This is a genomic window from Streptococcus sp. 27098_8_70 (assembly GCF_041432215.1).
GTDB lineage: Bacteria > Bacillota > Bacilli > Lactobacillales > Streptococcaceae > Streptococcus > Streptococcus oralis_CP.
Genome location: NZ_JAPVZD010000002.1, coordinates 113655 through 134381, shown reverse-complemented (window position 1 = coordinate 134381; position 20727 = coordinate 113655). Strand labels below are relative to the sequence as shown.

Genomic DNA, 20727 nt, shown 5'->3' with positions numbered 1-20727 from the left:
CATGATAAAAGGAAAAAATGTAATTTTGACTGCTCGTGATATTGTCGTGGAATTTGACGTTCGTGACAAAGTTCTGACAGCTATCCGAGGAGTTTCTCTAGACCTGATTGAAGGGGAAGTTCTTGCCTTGGTAGGTGAGTCAGGTTCTGGTAAATCTGTTTTAACAAAAACCTTTACAGGGATGTTAGAAGACAATGGACGTATTGCCCAAGGAAGTATCGACTATCGTGGACAAGACTTGACAGCTCTTACTTCTAACAAGGATTGGGAGAAGATTCGTGGTGCTAAAATTGCGACCATCTTCCAAGATCCTATGACAAGTTTGGACCCAATCAATACAATCGGTAGCCAAATCACTGAAGTTATCGTTAAACACCAAGGGAAAACAGCTAAGGAAGCCAAAGAGATGGCAATCGACTATATGAATAAGGTCGGAATTCCAGACGCTGAAAAACGTTTTGATGAGTATCCTTTCCAATATTCTGGAGGGATGCGTCAACGTATCGTTATCGCGATTGCCCTTGCCTGTCGTCCAGATATCTTGATCTGTGACGAGCCAACAACGGCTCTTGATGTAACCATTCAAGCACAAATCATTGATTTGCTTAAAACTTTACAGAACGAGTACCACTTTACCATTATCTTTATCACCCATGACCTTGGTGTGGTAGCAAGTATTGCCGATAAGGTAGCGGTTATGTATGCTGGAGAAATTGTAGAATATGGAACTGTTGAGGAAGTTTTCTACGACCCACGTCATCCATATACTTGGAGTCTCTTGTCTAGCTTGCCTCAGCTTGCTGATGATAAAGGGGAATTGTACTCTATCCCAGGAACACCACCGTCTCTTTATACTGAGTTGAAAGGTGATGCCTTTGCCCTTCGTTCAGATTATGCGATGCAAATTGACTTTGAACAGAAAGCACCTCAGTTTTCAGTCACTGATACTCACTGGGCTAAGACTTGGTTGCTTCATGAGAATGCTCCTAAAGTTGAAAAACCTGGGGTCATCGCAGATTTGCATGACAAAATTCGTGATAAAATGGGCTTTGCTCATCTAGAAGACTAGGAGGAAGGAAATGTCTGAAAAATTAGTAGAAATTAAAGATTTAGAAATTTCCTTCGGTGAAGGAAGTAAGAAGTTTGTCGCGGTTAAAAACGCCAACTTCTTTATCAACAAGGGGGAAACTTTCTCTCTTGTAGGAGAGTCTGGTAGTGGGAAAACAACGATTGGTCGTGCTATTATTGGTCTAAATAATACCAGTAAAGGTGAGATCATCTTTGATGGTCATAAGATCAATGGAAAAAAATCTCATAAGGAATCCTCAGACTTGATCCGTCGTATCCAGATGATTTTCCAGGACCCTGCAGCCAGCTTGAATGAGCGTGCGACGGTTGACTATATCATCTCTGAAGGTCTTTACAACTATCACTTGTTCAAAGACGAAGAAGATCGTAAAGAAAAAGTTCAAAAGATGATTCATGAAGTTGGACTTTTGAAAGAACACTTGACCCGTTATCCACACGAGTTTTCTGGTGGTCAACGTCAGCGTATCGGGATTGCCCGTGCCCTTGTGATGGAACCTGATTTCGTTATTGCGGATGAGCCAATTTCAGCCTTGGACGTATCAGTGCGTGCGCAAGTCTTGAACTTGCTCAAGAAGTTCCAAAAAGAGTTGGGCTTGACCTATCTCTTTATCGCGCATGATTTGTCAGTTGTTCGCTTTATCTCAGATCGTATCGCGGTTATCTATAAGGGAGTTATCGTCGAAGTGGCGGAGACAGAGGAGTTGTTTAACAATCCTGTCCATCCATACACTCAAGCACTTCTATCTGCTGTACCGATTCCAGATCCAATCTTGGAACGCAAGAAGGTCTTGAAAGTTTACGATCCTGACCAACATGACTATGAGACAGATAAGCCATCTATGGTAGAAATTCGTCCAGGTCACTATGTTTGGGCTAACCAAGCGGAAGTTGCTCGTTACAAGAAAGCTCTTAAAGAATAAACAAATTAGGAGAGGATCGAAAGGTCTTCTCATTTTTAATAGAAAAATTCCCCTTCTACTAGCTTGTAAAAGGGGAAATGTATTATAATTAGCGTTTAGACCAAGTGCGTTTCATAAAGAGTAGCAAAATTGGGTATATCTCTAAGCGACCTGCAATCATTGCAAAGGAGAGGAGGATTTTAGAGATGGGACTAAAGATGGCAAAACTCGAGGTTGTACCTAGAATAGGTCCGATATTGTTAAAACAGCTGAAGACAGCACTGGTCACGACTAGAAAATCATTGCTATCAAGACTGACGATAAAGATGAGAGAAAGAATAATCATCATATAGATAGCAAAATATTTAAGAATCTTGTGTTGGGTATCCTTATCAATCACAGTTTTATTGACGTGGAGAGTCAAGACACGGTGAGGGGATAAGATGGACAAAATTTGATTTTTAGCAATTTTTGTGAGGATAAGTCCTCTGATCACCTTAAGACCACCTGCAGTTGAGCCAGCTGATCCACCGATTCCCATGAGGAAGAGGAGGATAAATTGGGAGAAGAGGGGCCAGTTGGTAATATCTCCGTAACCAAAACCTGTTGTTGTGATGATATTGGAAACCTGGAAGAAGGCCATTTCAACACTTTTAGAGACCCCTTGGTAGAGGTGGAGCGTATTAAGAGTAATCAAGCCGGTAGAAACTAGGACAATGATTATATATGCTCGTAGTTCTTCATCTCCAAAGAAAGACTTAACCCGACGGAGCATGAGGTAGTAGTAGAGATTGAAGTTAACCCCAAAAACCAGAACTCCGATACTAACTAGATAGGTGATGAGTGAGCTACCGTAGTGGGCAATTCCGTCGTTATAGACGGTAAAGCCCCCAGTTCCTGCTGTTCCCATAGCGATGACAAAACTATCATAGAGAGGCATACCTGCTAGGTAGTAGATAACCACAAAAAGGGAGAAGAGAGCCAGATAAAGCAGATAGAGAATCTGGGCAGTGTTTTTTAGCTTGGATACGACCTTGCCAAAGACAGGTCCAGGGACCTCAGCCTTCATCACCTCCAAGTGACTATTCTTGGCATTGTCCATAATGGCAAGTGCAAAGACGAGTACCCCCATCCCTCCAATCAAGTGGGTGAAACTTCTCCAGAAGAGGAGGGAACGAGTAAGAATGGAAACATCTGTTAGGATAGTAGCACCAGTCGTCGTAAATCCAGAACTTATTTCAAAGAAGGCATCGATGATGCTGGGGATTTGTCCTGAAAAGACAAAGGGGAGGCCACCAAAGAAAGACCATAGAATCCAACAGAGGGCAACAATTAAGACTCCTTCCTTGGCATAAATCCGTTGATTTTTCGGTTTCCGTAAAACACCTAGACCACCAAGAAGGACTAAAATTCCAATCGTAGAAAAGAGAGCGATAAATACTTGACTGGATTCTTGGTAATAGATTGCTACACTAACAGGGACTAGGAGAAGAACAGCTTCAATCAAGAGAAGTTTTGAGAGGAGGTAACGAATCATACTTTTATTCATTTTTTACCTCTCAATCAAATCATAAATTTTGGTGATGTTCGGCAATAAGGTCGTCACGAGCAACTTGTCTCCCACCTCAAGCATATCCTCTCCAGTAGGGAAGATTGTTTTTCCTTTTCGGATAATGGCTGCGATGAGAACCCCTTTTTTCAATTTCAACTGTGATAGAGGTTTGGCAGTCATTTTATTAGCTTCCTTGATTTGGAATTGGAGAGTTTCAATTTGACCGTTTGCTAGATGGTGCATGGCTTGAAGGTCTGAGTACTGAGCGTTTACTCGACCGCGGATAAAGTGCATAATGGTATCCACTGCGATGCTTTTTGGTGTGATGATACTTGAAAAATCAGGTGCGTGGATAATCTCTAGAAGGCTTGTTCGGTTGACCTTGGTGATATTCTTACGGACACCAACACGGTCAAGAAACATAGAAGTGATGATATTTTCCTCATCAACTCCAGTCAAGGTTGCGACTGCATCATAGTGGGGAGCACTTTCTTCCAGCAAAATGTCTTTTGCAGTTCCATCTCCTTGGACAATATAGAGATTGGGGAACTTTTCACTGAAGAAACGAGCTCTTTCAGGATTAATCTCGATGACCTTGGTATCAATGCGACTGTCTTTTAAAATGCCAAGCAGATAATAAGCGATCTTTCCAGCTCCAACGATAAGTAAGCTTTTCACTGCACGAGATTTAAAATAGTTATGGAAAAGCATCATATCTACACGATTTCCCGTAACAAAAATCCTATCCTTGTCTTGGATAATAACATTACCGCTTGGAATCATCAGTTGATGATCCCTCTCCATAGCACAGACAATGATGTTACCAAATTTTTTACGAAAGTCTGAGATTGGCATTTGACAAAGACCGCTAGAGTCCTTGACAACAAATTCCATGAGACTGACCCGACCTCCAGCAAATCGTTCGACAGAGAGGGCATTAGGGAAATCAATGATATTTGAGATCGCACGCGCTGCCAGGAGCTCTGGATTAACAATAAGTGAAAATCCAAGAATATTTTTCTCTTTAAAATAGGCATTAGAGTATTCAGGATTTCGCACCCGAACGATGGTTTCTTTAGCGCCCATTTTTTTAGCAAGTACCGCTGAAATCATATTCACTTCATCGTGTTCGGTTAGGGCGATAAAGATATCGCACTCTTGAACACCGGCTTGCTCTAAGATGGCAAAGTCAGCACCATTTCCAAGGAGACCTATGATATCATAGCGACTGACAATGTGATTGAGGACAGCCTCATCTTGTTCGATGAGGACAACGTCATGGTTTTCTGCAACCAGTGAACGACAGAGGGCGAAACCAACTTTCCCTCCACCAACAAGGACAATTTTCATATAAAAAACCTACTTTTTCATGATGTAACTATCATACCCTTTTTTAGCAAAAAATGCACTTTCTAAGGCGATTTTTAGGGGAAGAAAGGCTTTTTTCAAGTTTTGAAGATACATTTGCTTAACTTCTATAACAATGTCTCTGATTTGAAGTGATTTGGCTCTTTTACCATACCTTTTCAGAAAGGAATGACCAAACATGAAAATATCATCAAAAAAAGTAAAAAAATCAAGTCGTTTCTATTGACAATGATTCTGAAAGTGTTATACTAAGGAAGTAGTTTCGCTGATTTACTTCAAACCTGTTGTGAGGTAAGTTAACGACGCCTTAACCACGCTGTTTGCTGAGCTTGACTCCGGGCAGTGTGGCTATTTTTTTGCAATGATAAAAGGAAACCCGTCATGACAAATCACATTGTATTATTCGAGCCTCAGATTCCACAAAATACAGGTAACATTGCGCGTACTTGCGCTGCGACCAATTCTCCCCTCCACATCATTAAACCAATGGGCTTTCCCATTGACGACCGAAAGATGAAGCGGGCTGGTTTGGATTACTGGGATAAGCTTGAGATTTATTTTTATGACAGTTTGGAAGATTTCATGTTTCAGATGAAGGGTAAACTCTATCTGATTTCAAAATTTGCGGAAAAGGTCTATTCTGAAGCAGATTTATCGACGGACGAGGACTATTATTTTCTCTTTGGACGTGAAGACAAGGGCTTGCCTGAGAACTTTATGCGAGAACATCCTGAGAAAGCCCTCCGTATTCCTATGAATGATGAACATGTCCGCAGTCTCAATGTTTCCAATACCGTCTGCATGATCGTCTACGAAGCTCTCCGTCAGCAAAATTTTGCAGGTCTTGAGCTTGTTCACACTTATGAAGCAGATAAATTGAAATAAACAAAATGCTTGCACTTGCAAGCGTTTTTTGTTATGATAAAGGGGTCTTCAGGGCTGGGTGTAATTCCCGACCGGCGGTGACTTTAACTAGCTATTTTGGCTTACTCTTCGTTGTCTTGTCTCGATATACTCAAGTATTATCTTCGACTGCGACGCCTAGATTAATCCAAAATATCTTAGTTAAAGAAGTCCGCGAGCGCAAGCTGATGTGGTGCGATTCCACAACCGACAGTATAGTCTGGATGGGAGAAGACGAAAGAATGGCTTTGTCTGTTCTGATGAGTTTATAGATGAATTGCAACCGCTTGCTCAAAAGAGTGAGAGGGAACTTTTGGGATATAAAAAGTGAGAATAGATAGAGGGATCCTTTCCAACTTCTTCTGATTTTATAGAAAATTGGAGGAACCTGTTATGACAAACACACGTCGACTTTCGACCATTGCGATTTTATCAGCCATTTCATTTGTGCTGATGTACTTTGACTTTCCGCTCTTGCCAGCGGCAACCTTCCTCAAGATCGAGTTTAGTATCTTGCCAGTCCTTTTGGGTTTGGTGGTGATGGATTTGCCAGCTGCTTTAGGCATTCTCTTGCTTCGCTCACTCTTGAAGTTGCTTCTGAATAGCCAAGGAGTGAATACCTACATTGGCTTGCCAATGAATATCGTAGCCTTGGGAGTTTTTGTTATCGTCTTTGGTTTGATTTGGAAAAAGGAACGCAGCACCCTTCGTTTCCTACTGGCATCTCTGGCGGGAACTATTGGATTGACTGCTGCCATGTTGGTTCTCAACTATGTCTATGCGGTTCCTTTATACGCGCAGTTTGCCAACTTTGATATTAGAGAAATTATAGGACTTTCTAACTACTTGATGACCATGGTTTTACCTTTTAACCTGATTGAAGGTTTAATCTTTGCCGTTTCATTCTGGTTGTTATACGTCCTCTTGAAACCAACCTTAAAACATTATGAGAGATAAACAAACATTTTTAATGAAGGGCAGTTTTGCCCTTTTACTTTTCGTCCTTCTTGGCTATATGGTTAAGTTCTATCCTGAAACGCTGGTCGGTTTTGATCAACCGCTTCAGACTGCCCTTCGTGGGGACTTGCCAGATTATTTAACGGTTCTGTTCCGTGCCCTTACGCATTTGATTGATATCCCAGTAATCATTACCTGGGTTGCCATCGCAGCCTTTATCTTTTATCGTAAGCAGTGGAAGATAGAAAGCTACTTCATGGCGGGCAATCTAGCCTTAGCCGGTCTTTTGATTGTGACCTTTAAAAATATTTACCAGCGCCCACGACCAGCTATCTTACACTTGGTAGAGGAGAAGGGATTTTCCTTCCCAAGCGGGCATTCTCTGGCAGTGACGCTGATGGTAGGGACTTTGATTGTCATTCTCAGTCAACGGATTAAAGATCCGGTTTTGAGAAAAATTGTGCAAATCGTCCTTGGGGTCTACCTAGTCAGTGTGCTGCTATCTCGGGTCTATCTGGGAGTTCACTATCCATCAGATGTTCTTGCCAGTTTCTGTGTGGGCTTGGGAGTCTTGTTTATCGAATTTCCTTTCTATGACAAGCTTCGCTTCCAATGGCGATTTAAAGGCAAGCAGAAGTGAGCATCAAATTCCTTTGAGGAAAAAGAAATGAAAGTCAATATAACAGATCTCCATCCGACTCAACTATACTTATCAGAAAAGAAGTTACAAGATATCCAGATGCTTTATCAGTCGGTAGAAATAATCAATGTTGCTCCAATCAGTGTTCTTGCATTCGGAGACTGCTTGTTGATTACAGACGGGCATCACAGGGCTTATCAGGCTTTATTGGCAGGTAGGGATACGATTTCTGCTGAGTGGGATAGAGATGGTGGCGATGAACTGTATTATCTCTATGCGCAAGCTTGTGAGGAAAGAAAGATTTACTCTGTTCTGGATTTAAAAAATCATATCGTATCTCAAGATGAGTATGAAGCAAAATGGTATAACTGGTGTGATGGTTTTAATCAAGCAGCAACTCTTTTATTGAAAAGGAAAGCAGGTGAAACAGATCCTACAAATAGGTAATGCATTGTGTCTTGTTCCTTTTTATATTGAAATTAGTCTAATCTAACTTGTTTTTTAACTAAAAATCTGATAAACTAAGTAGTAATTGAATAGGAATCCGCAAGACTAGTAACTCAAGGGAAGTATATCAGGGAGGAGAGCCGTGACTGCAAGCTCTCTATATGAAAGCTGGGTGAATTCACTTGCGCATGGATTTAGAAATGAAGGTCTGACTTGTCAGATGAAAACGGATGGTACCGCGTGTCAACGCTCCGAGTGGAGTTTTTGGCATGTGGTTTTCTTTTTATCTACGAGAGACTGATGGAGGAATTATGTCAACTATTGAAGAACAATTAAAAGCGCTTCGCGAAGAAACGCTGGCTAGCTTGAAGCAGATTACTGCTGAAAATGAAAAAGAGATGCAAGACTTGCGTGTCTCTGTCCTTGGTAAAAAAGGTTCCCTTACGGAAATCCTCAAAGGGATGAAGGATGTCTCTGCTGAGATGCGTCCAATCATCGGGAAACACGTTAATGAAGCGCGTGATGTTTTGACAGCGGCTTTTGAAGAAACAGCTAAGCTCTTGGAAGAAAAGAAAGTAGAAGCTCAACTAGCAAGTGAGAGCATCGATGTAACACTTCCAGGTCGCCCAGTTGCGACTGGTCACCGTCACGTTTTGACACAAACCAGTGAAGAAATCGAAGATATTTTCATTGGGATGGGTTACCAAGTCGTGGATGGTTTTGAAGTAGAGCAAGACTACTACAACTTCGAGCGTATGAACCTTCCAAAAGATCACCCAGCTCGCGATATGCAGGATACTTTCTACATCACAGAAGAAATCTTACTCCGTACTCACACGTCACCAGTTCAGGCGCGTGCTATGGATGCTCATGATTTTTCAAAAGGTCCTTTGAAGATGATCTCACCAGGACGTGTGTTCCGTCGTGATACGGACGATGCAACCCATAGTCACCAGTTCCACCAAATCGAAGGCTTGGTTGTTGGGAAAAACATCTCTATGGCAGACCTTCAAGGAACGCTTCAGTTGATCGTCCAAAAGATGTTCGGTGAAGAACGTCAGATCCGTTTGCGTCCATCTTATTTCCCATTCACAGAGCCATCTGTTGAGGTGGATGTTTCCTGCTTCAAGTGTGGTGGAGAAGGCTGTAACGTATGTAAGAAAACAGGTTGGATTGAGATTATGGGGGCCGGTATGGTTCACCCACGTGTCCTTGAAATGAGTGGAATCGATGCGACTGTTTATTCTGGATTTGCCTTTGGTCTTGGACAAGAGCGTGTCGCTATGCTCCGCTACGGAATCAATGATATCCGTGGGTTCTACCAAGGCGATGTCCGCTTCTCAGAACAGTTTAAATAATGATTAGAAAAGTAGAAAAGGCAGATATTGGGGCGTTGTCCAAAATTGCCAAACAAACCTTTCGTGAAACATTTGCTCATGATAATACGGAAGAGCAGTTACAGGAATACTTTGAAAAGACTTATAGTCTCAGAGTTTTGTCAACTGAGTTGGAAAATCCAGATTCCGAAACCTATTTCATTATGCATGAAGAGGAGATAGCTGGTTTTCTCAAAGTCAACTGGGGAAGTGCTCAGACTGAGAGAAAATTAGAGGATGCTTTTGAAATTCAACGCCTCTATGTGCTACAAAAATTCCAAGGATTTGGACTAGGTAAGCAACTGTTTGAATTCGCTCTTGAACTTGCTACCAAAAATAGTTTTTCCTGGGCTTGGTTAGGTGTTTGGGAGCATAATACAAAAGCTCAAGCGTTTTATAACCGATATGGTTTTGAGAAATTTAGCCAACATAGTTTTATGGTTGGTCAAAAAGTAGATACAGATTGGTTACTGAAAAAGAAATTAAGGTAAGAAGAGGATTCTTCTATTGAAATGATAGGAAAGGAAAAGAACTAGAGTGGCAACTGTCATTCTGGAGAACTAAATTATGCTTGTATCTTATAAATGGTTAAAAGAATTGGTGGACATTGATGTGCCATCACAAGAGTTGGCTGAGAAAATGTCAACTACAGGGATTGAGGTCGAAGGTGTCGAATCACCGGCTGCCGGTCTCTCAAAAATTGTCGTCGGTGAGGTCTTGTCTTGCGAAGATGTGCCAGAAACTCACTTGCATGTCTGTCAGGTTAACGTTGGCGAAGAAGAAGCGCGTCAAATCGTTTGTGGTGCCCCAAATGTGCGTGCTGGTATCAAGGTCATGGTGGCACTTCCGGGAGCTCGTATCGCTGACAACTACAAAATCAAAAAAGGGAAAATCCGTGGCTTAGAGTCACTTGGAATGATCTGTTCACTTGGTGAATTAGGTATTTCTGACTCAGTTGTACCAAAGGAATTCGCAGATGGTATTCAAATCTTGCCTCAAGATGCTGTTCCTGGGGACGAAGTCTTTTCTTACCTAGACTTGGATGATGAAATCATCGAACTTTCTATCACACCAAACCGTGCAGACGCTCTATCTATGCGTGGAGTAGCGTACGAAGTGGCAGCCATCTATGACAAGGCAGTCAACTTTAAAGAATTCAGTTTAATAGAAACAAATGAAGCTGCAACAGATGCCCTTTCTGTAGGCATTGAGACAGACAAGGCGCCTTACTATGCAGCCCGTATCTTGGACAATGTGACTATCGCACCAAGTCCACAATGGTTGCAAAACCTTCTCATGAACGAAGGGATTCGTCCGATTAACAATGTCGTAGACGTAACCAACTACATCCTGCTCTACTTTGGTCAACCCATGCATGCCTTTGACTTGGATACCTTTGAAGGAAGCGAGATTCGTGTGCGTGAAGCGCGTGCTGGTGAAAAATTGGTGACCTTGGATGGTGAAGAGCGTGACTTGGAAACAAATGACTTAGTCATCACTGTCGCAGACAAGCCAGTAGCCCTTGCAGGTGTTATGGGTGGTCAAGCAACAGAAATCTCTGAAAAATCTAGTCGTGTGGTCCTTGAAGCGGCTGTTTTCAATGGTAAATCCATCCGCAAGACTAGCGGACGCCTTAACCTTCGTTCTGAATCATCTTCTCGCTTTGAAAAAGGCATCAATGTGGCAACTGTTAACGAAGCACTTGATGCTGCAGCGAGCATGATTGCTGATCTTGCAGGTGCGACGGTACGTAAGGGCATCGTTTCAGCAGGAGAGCTTGATACTTCTGATGTGGAAGTTTCTTCAACTCTTGCAGACGTTAACCGCGTCCTTGGTACGGAGCTTTCCTATGCTGATGTGGAAGACGTCTTCCGTCGTCTTGGCTTTGGCCTTTCTGGCAATGCAGAAAGCTTTACAGTCAGCGTACCTCGTCGTCGTTGGGATATCACTATCGAAGCGGACCTCTTTGAAGAAATCGCCCGTATCTATGGTTATGATCGCTTGCCAACTAGTCTTCCAAAAGATGACGGTACAGCTGGTGAATTGACTGCGACACAAAAACTGCGCCGTCAAGTCCGTACCATCGCTGAAGGAGCAGGTTTGACAGAGATCATCACCTACGCTCTGACAACTCCTGAAAAAGCAGTTGAGTTTACGGCTCAACCAAGTAACCTTACAGAACTTATGTGGCCAATGACAGTGGATCGTTTCGTTCTCCGTCAAAATATGGTCTCAGGTATTCTTGATACAGTGGCCTACAACGTGGCTCGTAAGAACAAAAACTTGGCTCTTTACGAGATTGGAAAAGTCTTTGAACAAACAGGCGATCCAAAAGAAGATCTACCAAATGAGATCAATAGCTTTGCCTTTGCCTTAACCGGCTTGGTTGCTGAAAAAGATTTCCAAACGGCAGCAGTTCCAGTTGATTTCTTCTATGCTAAGGGAATCCTTGAAGCCCTCTTTACTCGCTTGGGACTAGAAGTGACCTATGCAGCAACAGCTGAGATTGCAAGTCTACATCCAGGACGTACGGCCGTGATTTCACTTGGCGACCAAGTTCTTGGTTTCCTTGGCCAAGTGCATCCAGTTACTGCCAAGGCTTACGATATCCCAGAAACTTATGTAGCGGAGCTCAACCTTTCAGCCATTGAAGCTGCCCTTCAACCAGCTGCTCCATTTGTGGAAATCACCAAATTCCCAGCAGTCAGCCGTGACGTGGCCCTACTCCTCAAGGCAGAAGTCACTCATCAAGAAGTTGTAGATGCTATCCAAGCTGCAGGCGTGAAACGTTTGACTGATATCAAACTCTTTGACGTCTTCTCAGGCGAAAAACTGGGAGTTGGCATGAAGTCAATGGCCTATAGCTTGACCTTCCAAAATCCAGAAGATAGCTTGACAGACGAAGAAGTCGCACGCTATATGGAAAAAATCCAAACTTCTCTCGAAGAAAGAGTTCATGCAGAAGTGCGTTAAATTTTCAATCCATCCTTCGGGGTGGATTTTTAGTTTCAAAAGGACAGTTCAGAAGAGAAAAGCGATAGTTGAGGAGGAAGCCATCTCAGAAGGTCTTTAATGAGTTATACTAATGCTATCACTGAAGTACTTAAAATTTATTAGAGAAAGGATACTTTTGCTACTTATTATCCGATAAAATGGACATAAATCGTTGTAAAGGCTATCAAAAAGGAGTATAATAAGTGCAACATATCTCGGAGGTGGAAAATGTTAGAAGTAAGAAATCTAGAGAAAAGTTTCGGTCCCAAGCAAGTCTTGTTTGGTGTCGATTTTCAGGCAAGTCCAGGAAGGATTCTGGGCTTGGTCGGGAAGAATGGTGCTGGGAAAACAACGATTTTCCACAGTATGTTGAAATTTTTAGAGTATCAAGGAGAGATCAGTCTGGATGGGCAGGAGATTCGTCAGGAAACCTATGCTCGGATTGGTTATCTGCCTGAGGAACGCAGCCTTATGCCCAAGCTGACAGTCCTTGAACAAGTTCGCTATTTGGCGACTCTAAAGGGCATGGATGCCAAGGAAGTCAAGGAAAAACTCCCCCAATGGATGGAGAAATTGGAAGTGAAGGGCAAATTGACCGACAAAATCAAGAGCCTTTCCAAAGGGAATCAGCAGAAAATTCAGCTCATTATCACCCTAATCCATGAGCCAGACTTGATTATCTTGGATGAGCCTTTTAGTGGTTTGGATCCAGTTAATACCGAGTTACTCAAACAAGTCATCTTGAAAGAGAAAGAGCGCGGTGCAATCATTATCTTTTCTGACCATGTCATGACCAATGTCGAGGAGCTTTGCGATGATATCCTGATGATTCGTGATGGGCGTGTGGTCTTGCATGGACCAGTTCAGGATGTTCGTAATCAATATGGGAAAACACGTCTCTTTGTTTCAAGTGAACGAAGTAAGGAAGAATTGGAAAATCTTCCTCATGTCAAACAGGTGAGCTTGACCAAGCAAGGCAGTTGGAAATTGATCCTAGATGATGAGAGCGCTGGAAGAGAACTCTTCCCAATCCTCACTCAAGGTCAATATATTGCGACCTTTGACCAACAGGCTCCAACAATCGATGAAATCTTTAAACTAGAATCAGGGGTGGAAGTATGAGAAATATGTGGGTTGTAATGAAGGAAACCTATCTTCGACATGTCAAGTCGTGGAGTTTCTTCTTTATGGTGATTTCGCCGTTCCTCTTTTTAGCCTTATCTGTAGGAATCGGCTTTCTCCAAGGGTCTTCTATGGCCAAGAATAGCAAGATAGCAGTAGTAACAACTGTGCCATCTGTGGAAGAAGGGCTCAAGGGTACCAATGGTATCAACTTTGATTATAAGGATGAAGCCAGTGCCCAGGCTGCTATCAAGGATGAGAAAATCAAGGGTTACCTAACCATTGACCAAGAGGACAGTGTCCTCAAGGCCGTCTATCATGGTGAAACTTCTCTTGAAACAGGCATCAAACTAGCAGTAACCAATAAGCTAAACGAACTGCAATACCAACTCAATCGCTCGGCGGCTAATTTGTCTCAAGAACAGGAAAAACGTCTGAGTCAAACTGTTGATTTTACTGAGAAGATTGATGAATCTAAGGAAAACAAAAAAATTGTTCAAACCATTGCTGCCGCAGGGCTTGGCTTCTTCCTTTATATGATTTTGATTACCTATGCTAGTGTCACTGCTCAGGAAGTGGCTAGCGAGAAAGGAACCAAAATCATGGAGGTGGTCTTCTCTAGTATCCGAGCAAGTCATTATTTCTACGCTCGCATGCTGGCTCTGCTTCTTGTGATTTTGACTCATATTGGCATTTACGTCGTGGGTGGGCTGGCTGCTATTCTGCTCTTTAAAGATATCCCTATCTTGGCACAATCTGGAATTTTAAATCATCTAGGAGAGGCCTTCTCGCTCAATACCTTATTGTTTGTCTTGGTTAGTCTCTTTATGTACGTTGTTTTAGCAGCCTTCCTAGGCTCTATGGTTTCTCGCCCTGAGGATTCAGGAAAGGCCTTGTCGCCATTGATGATCTTGATTATAGCAGGATTTGTCGGTGTGACCTCTCTAGGTGCTGCTGGGGACAATTTAGTTCTGAAAATTGGTTCCTATATTCCTTTCATCTCGACCTTCTTTATGCCATTTAGAGCTATAAATGGGTATGCCAGTGGTCTGGAAGCTTGGATTTCGCTTGCCATAACGGTTGTTTTTGCAGTCACTGCAACAGCCTTTATCGGACGCATGTATGCTAGTCTAGTCCTTCAAACAGATGATTTGGGAATCTGGAAAACCTTTAAACGTGCCTTAGCTTATAAATAGGAAAGCCTCGCAAAAGCGAGGTTTTTCTAGATGTTAAACACTGAAATCGGCAAAAATATTTTTCATATCTATTGACTTTTAGTAGTGAAATTTGGTATGATAGTAGACGGTATTGTTTACCCCATTTGTAAGGCCCCGGAACCTTTCAAATACCCCGCGGACCGGAACATCCGCCCTGTAAACAAAAACGATATTCATATAGGAGAAATCATGAACAAAACTACATTCATGGCTAAACCAGGCCAAGTAGAACGCAAATGGTACGTTGTTGACGCAACTGATGTACCTCTTGGACGCCTTTCAGCAGTTGTTGCTAGCGTACTTCGCGGAAAAAACAAACCAACATTCACACCACACACTGATACAGGTGACTTCGTAATCGTTATCAATGCTGAAAAAGTTAAATTGACTGGTAAAAAAGCAACTGATAAGATCTACTACACTCACTCAAACCACCCAGGTGGATTGAAACAAATCTCTGCTGGTGAACTTCGTTCTAAAAATGCAGTACGTTTGATCGAAAAATCAGTTAAAGGTATGCTTCCACACAATACTCTTGGCCGAGCTCAAGGTATGAAATTGAAAGTATTCGTTGGAGCTGAGCACACTCACGCTGCACAACAACCAGAAGTTCTTGATATTTCAGGACTTATCTAAGGAAAGGAACAATAAAGTATGTCACAAGCACAATATGCAGGTACTGGACGTCGTAAAAACGCTGTTGCACGCGTTCGCCTTGTTCCAGGAACTGGTAAAATCACTGTTAACAAAAAAGATGTTGAAGAGTACATCCCACACGCTGACCTTCGTCTTGTTATCAACCAACCATTCGCAGTTACTTCAACTGTAGGTTCATACGACGTTTTCGTTAACGTTGTAGGTGGTGGATACGCTGGTCAATCAGGAGCTATCCGTCACGGTATCGCTCGTGCCCTTCTTCAAGTAGACCCAGACTTCCGCGATTCATTGAAACGCGCAGGACTTCTTACACGTGACTCACGTAAAGTTGAGCGTAAGAAGCCAGGTCTTAAGAAAGCTCGTAAAGCATCACAATTTAGTAAACGTTAATTCGAGAGAATTACTATACTTACAAAGAGCACCTTTCGGGGTGTTCTTTTTTATACTTTCTTACTAAATTGGTGCAATTGACACAGTTGTTGCGACTTTAGTCGCTTACAAATGTGGCTGCAATCTGACAAAGTCAGTTGCCTCAAAACGTTAATCAATACGATACTATCAACGTTCACAAGCACTCAAGAGTTTACCTTATGGGTGCTTTTTTATGTTTTTTGAAAAAGTTCACCTCAAAGTTTACCTTATTTTAACCTTATTGTTTTAGAGACTTCTAAAGGCTATTTCTCCTGCTGTTTGATTTACTGTTTCTGTAGTATTGACATAAGTCTTCGTTATTTAGATGTCACTATGAGTAAGTGCTTCTGAAATAGCATTTAATGATGTTCCAGCCCGTCTTGCCAAAGTTGCTCCAGTGTATTTTAATTTGTGAGGAGATGCTGGAGGAAGTTCCGGATGTCTTCTTCGAATAGTATTCATTCGATGATTAAGGTAATCAATATGAAGTGGAACGTTAATACCGTTTTTTCTATTATTGTATGTGAAAACGAATTGCTTTTCATTCTGTCTGATTCCAAACAGCTTTAGTTGCTTTTTTGTTTTATTTTCCAATCGGTCAGGATATTTATTAGTTCTTTAGGAGCTTTAAATAGAGTTTTTTTATTTCCTTTGGTTGATTTCAGATTCCCGAATTTGTCTAATGTTTGTTCAATGAGAATTTCATTTTTTTTATAATTGATATATTTCCATTGGAGAGCATAGGTTTTTGATTTTCTATATGATAAAAAGAATGTCGTATAGAACAAAGCATAATCTTTTAATTCCATTCGATCATTTTTTAGATCTTCATCAAATGCTTGTAGCCATTGTTTAAGTTACTCCTCATTTAATGCTAATTCTTCAAACTTTTTACTTTCTTTGAGAGCTAGTTTTTTATTAGCTTTAATTCTACTGATTGAAGAAATTGAGAAAGCAATACAAGACAAGGGTATAACTTTTTCAAGCTTTGTCATTCAAGCATGCGAGTATGCGCTGAGAGATATGGATAAGTAGAATATAAAAAAGAAAAATATTATAATAGGTTTATGACAAAGAACCATCACCTTATGTAAGCAATATTAAGATGCTTGGTTTTAGTAACATGTAGTAAGGAAATGGTGTATCATGAGCATAATTGATGGAAATATGACTGCAGAGTTATCTAATAAAATAAAATCAATAGAAGTTGATTTTATTGAGACATTTTCAAATGGATTTCAATCAGACAATCAGTATCTATATCAAGAAGATTTTGGAGAACGTCTTTCTTTGCTATTATCAAGTATTCATTACCATGTAAATCTACTTTTGCGTGAAATGAACTCTAGAATGAAGCAGAAAAATTTTTACTATTTGGCGGATTCAAGTAGGAAATTGCTGGCTTGTATCAACATTGTGGATAGGTTATCAAAGATTTCGGAATTAAAGAATATTGGTTTTACAGTTGATAAAGAATATGGTGAAATATTTCAAAAATGTAATCAATTCCTTATGGAGTATAATGGAAGTTCTATTCCTACAGATATGGAGCAAAATGAAATTAAATACGAACTACCTATATTTTTTATTGGAGATACTATTAATAAAAAAAGTGGTGGAGTTGAATCTGGTTTTAAATTGTTCCCTATTGGTGAAGGGTCGTATGCTCAGGTTTTTAAATACTTTGATGATTTCTATGATAAATATTTTGTTGTGAAAAGAGCTAGGACTGATTTAGATGCTAAAGAGTTGGAGAGATTTTATAAAGAGTATGAAGTTATGAAATCCATAAATTCTCCTTATGTATTAGAAGTTTATCGTTTAGATAAAAATAAAAATGAATACTTCATGGAGTTCGCAGATTTTTCATTATATGATTTTATTTTGAAGAATAATCAGAAGCTCAATTTTATGATACGTAGAAAGCTCTGTTTACAAATAATTAGGGCTTTTGAAGTATTTGACAGAATTGGGGTTTTGCATAGAGATATTAGTCCCAAAAATGTTTTACTCAAAAAATATCAAGATGAGGTTGTCGTAAAAATTGCTGACTTTGGATTAGTTAAAACAGTTGATAGCCAGCTGACATCATTAGAAACAGAAGTTCGTGGATATTTTAATGATGTATCTAGTTTAAGTACAGAAGGGTTTAAAAATTACAACAAGCAATACGAATATTACGCACTCTCGAAATTAATTTATTTTGTTTTAACTGGAAGATATAAAAATATGAATAAATTTGATTTTCCAAAACTAAAAGAATTTATGGAAAAAGGCTTGAATTCTAATCATAATTTGAGGTACAAAGCAATAGCGGAGCTAAGGGCTGCATTTTTAGAAATACAAGAAGAATGGAAATTTTAGAATTCTGAGGTAAGTGGAATGGATTATACAGGAATGATAGAGAATATTGCTAGTTTGCATAATATTCCAAATATGGATAAAGAGTATGTCTTATACTATGATGAAACCAATAATGCTAGAGTTTTTAAGTTGACAGAAGAAGGCTTTAATTTTGACGAACATGCATATTTTATTTTGGGTGGTCTAGCTTTTGAAAAAGGAAAAATCTTACAGCAAAGCATTACAGATGAACTGGTTGATAATTTAAAATTGCAGTCCAATATGAGAGAGATAAAATTTAAGCATATTCAGCAAAAGTCTAAAAATTTCATAGAATTACTTTCTAAACCGAAGTTTAAAATCTTTGTTGAGTGGTTGGAAAAAAATAACTGTTGGATACATTACACATATTTAGATAATTTTTATTTTAGTATAGTTGATATAATTGATACGTTGCCAGAATCGGCTATTGGAGGGTTATATTTTAGTAGAGACTTAAAAAATTCACTGTATTATTATATAAAAAAAGATAAAGATTGGTTTGTAAATTTCATGAAGTATTTTGAATACCCTAATGTTACCAATCAGGAGCAATTTATTAATGAATTGTTAAGTTGGATTGAGAGATTTAATCCAACTGTTGTGGATTTTAATATGGAATACATAAGGCAGTCACTTAAAGCTCATAAAAAAGAAGATTTAATATTGCCAACATCGAATAAAGCTGGTGTTATGATTGAAAATTACTATTCTGTGTATGCAAATTCCATAGTTAGTTACTACAATTCAGAGCACATATTTGATGAAGAATATACTATTCAAGAAAAACTAGAAGAATCTCCTGTAGAATTTTCTGGGAAAAAAGCGAATTACAAATTTGTAAAGTCTGATAATGATGTTTTTATTCAATTATCGGATGTTGTTGTAAGTATATTAAGAATGTGGATGGCAATGTTAGAAGAGTTGCAACAACTATATCTCACATTATCAAATGATAAAAAAAGTGTTATGAAATCTATTCAATATGTAATGAAAAATTCTATGTATGAGACTTACGGTTTTAAACATGGCATAGGTAGCGACAGATTTGAAAAAAAGATAAGTCATTTTCTAGAGTTTAAATTTTAACGATATAATTTTTTGGCAAGAATGCAAAAGGAACGCTTCAAAGACTGAAGTGTTCCTTTTGTATATTATCAGCATACAGAACTGAACTATTACCCTATTTAAAAAACATTGATTCAAATTTTATGAAATGAATAAGTAATTTTAGTTCTGAAAAGCCTTGATATTGCGCTGTTTTTAGTCCAACTGAAACTCATGCTTTCCAAGTCAGGTCTTAAGAAAGCTCGTAAAGCATCACAATTCTCAAAACGTTAATCAATACGATTATATCAACGTTTACAGACATTCAAGAATTTACTCTTGGATGTCTTTTTTGTTTCAAAAAATCAAAGTTCACCCCAAAATTCACCCCATATTCACCCCATCAATTTTTTAAACTACGAAATGCAATATCACCTACAGTCTGATTGACTTTATCTTTGGTATTAACGTAAGTTTTTGTAATTTCTTTATCACTATGAGTAAGAGCTTCTGAAATGGCCTCAAGAGAAATACCTGCTTGTTTAGCAAGAGTAGCACCAGTATGTCTTAGTTTGTGTGGTGAAGCTGGTGCTAATTCGGGATGTCTTCGTCTAACTGATTTCATTCTATAGTTTAGATAGTCTGTATGGAGAGGAAGATTAATATTATTAGTACGATCATTATAAGTAAAAACAAACTGTTTTTGTGTTTGCTTCAGTCCGAAAAGTTTGAGCTCTTCTTGTTGTTTAACTTTCCAATTTGCTAGAAGCTCCATTAGTTCGGTCGGTGCTTTAAAGAGAGTCCTTTTGTTTCCCTTAGTTGATTTCACATTACCAAAACGGTCTAAAGCTTGTTCTATAAGTATTTCTCCGGTTGAAAAGTTGATATGTTTCCATTGCAAAGCATAACTTTCTGATTTTCGGTCAGATAAGAAGAAAGTTGTATAAAAGAGAGTATAGTCTTTCAGGTCAATGAGTCCTTCCTCTAAATCAGTGTCAAAAGCTTGTAACCATAATTTTAGCTCCTCTTTATCGAGAGAAAGATCTTCTTCACGTTTACTCTCTTTAAGGAGAATTTTTTTATTTGCTTTAATTCTACTAATTGTTTTTCGGAGTTTATTTGATGGAATATACTCAAGCTCCTCAGCCAAATCGAAAACAGAATTTACATAGCTCCTAATAACCTTGAAATTAGCATAACTATTTGCCTTTGGAGTAAGTAGTGATAGTATAAGTTGTTTATTATTAATCAAATGTTCTATTGAGTAATTACCTAAAATTGGAATGATATGAAGCCTAAATATATTTTCTGTTTGAAATACGGTTGCTTTAGTAGGAGGTTTTAGTGTAGTAGTGGTTTGTCCTGCTTTGTAGGATTCCCACCAAACGTTTTTATAGAAGTCGGAAAAGAGTATAGAACCATTATTTTCTAGTAAGGCTGATTCTCCACTAAGAATTTTGTCAATCTTGTTTTGAAGTTCTAGTTTGTATTTTTTTCTTCACTCCTTGTTTTGAAACGTTTTTCAATCACTTTCTTATCAACACCTAGTGAAGACTTAACTTCCTCAGGAATGTAGATTCGTAAGCGATAAGTTCCATTTTTAGTTTTTGTAATTGACATAGTATTCTCCTTTTTAATTGAGCTAGAAAAATACCGTGATTCAATA

At 39.5% G+C, this 20727-nt stretch carries 17 protein-coding genes, 2 pseudogenes and 1 riboswitch; of the genes and pseudogenes, 15 read left to right on the top strand and 4 right to left on the bottom strand.

Annotated elements, in window-relative coordinates:
* The first annotated feature begins 1 nt into the window (after position 1).
* Entirely contained in the window at positions 2-1069 is a 1068-nt protein-coding gene (locus O3655_RS06285; RefSeq protein ID WP_049520607.1) for an ABC transporter ATP-binding protein, read from the top strand.
* Between the two features lie 10 nt (positions 1070-1079).
* Positions 1080-2009, top strand: coding sequence for an ATP-binding cassette domain-containing protein (locus O3655_RS06280; protein WP_049519746.1), 930 nt, complete (start codon positions 1080-1082; stop codon positions 2007-2009).
* A gap of 88 nt (positions 2010-2097) precedes the next feature.
* Here O3655_RS06280 and O3655_RS06275 read toward each other — a convergent pair whose 3' ends face one another.
* Positions 2098-3537, bottom strand: a complete 1440-nt coding sequence (locus O3655_RS06275) for a TrkH family potassium uptake protein (RefSeq protein WP_049519745.1) — start codon at positions 3535-3537, stop codon at positions 2098-2100.
* A gap of 3 nt (positions 3538-3540) precedes the next feature.
* Positions 3541-4890, bottom strand: coding sequence for a Trk system potassium transporter TrkA (gene trkA / locus O3655_RS06270; RefSeq protein WP_049519744.1), 1350 nt, complete (start codon positions 4888-4890; stop codon positions 3541-3543).
* A 399-nt stretch (positions 4891-5289) separates the two neighbouring features.
* Between trkA and O3655_RS06265 the strand changes: the two genes are divergently transcribed.
* The 11 genes from O3655_RS06265 (at position 5290) to rpsI (ending at position 15611) form a co-directional block, all read left to right on the top strand.
* Positions 5290-5793: a tRNA (cytidine(34)-2'-O)-methyltransferase gene (locus O3655_RS06265; RefSeq protein WP_308697440.1), complete on the top strand. Its 504-nt coding sequence runs from the start codon at positions 5290-5292 to the stop codon at positions 5791-5793.
* A gap of 40 nt (positions 5794-5833) precedes the next feature.
* Positions 5834-6051, top strand: a riboswitch (FMN riboswitch).
* Positions 6052-6204: 153 nt separating this feature from the next.
* A complete protein-coding gene (locus O3655_RS06260) occupies positions 6205-6768 on the top strand; it encodes an ECF transporter S component (RefSeq protein WP_000185840.1) in 564 nt (187 codons plus the stop codon).
* Positions 6758-7408, top strand: coding sequence for a phosphatase PAP2 family protein (locus O3655_RS06255; protein ID WP_009013718.1), 651 nt, complete (start codon positions 6758-6760; stop codon positions 7406-7408). Before O3655_RS06260 ends, O3655_RS06255 begins: the two co-directional genes overlap by 11 nt.
* 27 nt (positions 7409-7435) lie before the next feature.
* The gene (locus tag O3655_RS06250; RefSeq protein ID WP_000867350.1) at positions 7436-7855 is read left to right on the top strand and encodes a hypothetical protein; all 420 of its coding nucleotides are present in this window, start codon (positions 7436-7438) and stop codon (positions 7853-7855) included.
* A gap of 311 nt (positions 7856-8166) precedes the next feature.
* Positions 8167-9213, top strand: coding sequence for a phenylalanine--tRNA ligase subunit alpha (pheS, locus tag O3655_RS06245; protein ID WP_008289063.1), 1047 nt, complete (start codon positions 8167-8169; stop codon positions 9211-9213).
* Positions 9213-9722: a GNAT family N-acetyltransferase gene (locus O3655_RS06240; RefSeq protein ID WP_000619930.1), complete on the top strand. Its 510-nt coding sequence runs from the start codon at positions 9213-9215 to the stop codon at positions 9720-9722. The genes pheS and O3655_RS06240 overlap by 1 nt, the downstream gene beginning before the upstream one ends.
* 76 nt (positions 9723-9798) lie before the next feature.
* On the top strand, positions 9799-12204 hold the full coding sequence (pheT, locus tag O3655_RS06235; RefSeq protein WP_308697441.1) for a phenylalanine--tRNA ligase subunit beta: 2406 nt from the start codon (positions 9799-9801) through the stop codon (positions 12202-12204).
* A 249-nt stretch (positions 12205-12453) separates the two neighbouring features.
* Positions 12454-13347, top strand: a complete 894-nt coding sequence (locus O3655_RS06230; RefSeq protein ID WP_000895262.1) for an ABC transporter ATP-binding protein — start codon at positions 12454-12456, stop codon at positions 13345-13347.
* Positions 13344-14543 carry an ABC transporter permease gene (locus O3655_RS06225; protein WP_001245392.1) on the top strand — a complete coding sequence of 400 codons (1200 nt, stop codon included), beginning with the start codon at positions 13344-13346 and terminating at the stop codon, positions 14541-14543. Before O3655_RS06230 ends, O3655_RS06225 begins: the two co-directional genes overlap by 4 nt.
* A 210-nt stretch (positions 14544-14753) precedes the next feature.
* Entirely contained in the window at positions 14754-15200 is a 447-nt protein-coding gene (gene rplM / locus O3655_RS06220) for a 50S ribosomal protein L13 (protein ID WP_001044624.1), read from the top strand.
* Between the two features lie 18 nt (positions 15201-15218).
* Positions 15219-15611, top strand: a complete 393-nt coding sequence (gene rpsI, locus O3655_RS06215; protein WP_000075973.1) for a 30S ribosomal protein S9 — start codon at positions 15219-15221, stop codon at positions 15609-15611.
* A 267-nt stretch (positions 15612-15878) separates the two neighbouring features.
* Here the strand turns inward: rpsI and O3655_RS06210 are convergent.
* A pseudogene (locus O3655_RS06210) lies at positions 15879-16573 on the bottom strand (tyrosine-type recombinase/integrase); the annotation flags it as partial.
* A gap of 205 nt (positions 16574-16778) precedes the next feature.
* On the opposite strand from O3655_RS06210, the gene O3655_RS06205 reads away from it, so the two are divergent.
* Complete coding sequence (locus O3655_RS06205) at positions 16779-17996, top strand: protein kinase family protein (protein WP_049479909.1); 1218 nt, start codon at positions 16779-16781, stop codon at positions 17994-17996.
* A gap of 18 nt (positions 17997-18014) precedes the next feature.
* Positions 18015-19103 (top strand): DUF3800 domain-containing protein, encoded by a 1089-nt coding sequence (locus tag O3655_RS06200; RefSeq protein WP_049479910.1) that lies wholly within the window; start codon positions 18015-18017, stop codon positions 19101-19103.
* A 361-nt stretch (positions 19104-19464) separates the two neighbouring features.
* Here the strand turns inward: O3655_RS06200 and O3655_RS06195 are convergent.
* Positions 19465-20681: pseudogene (locus tag O3655_RS06195) on the bottom strand (tyrosine-type recombinase/integrase).
* Positions 20682-20727: the final 46 nt, after the last annotated feature.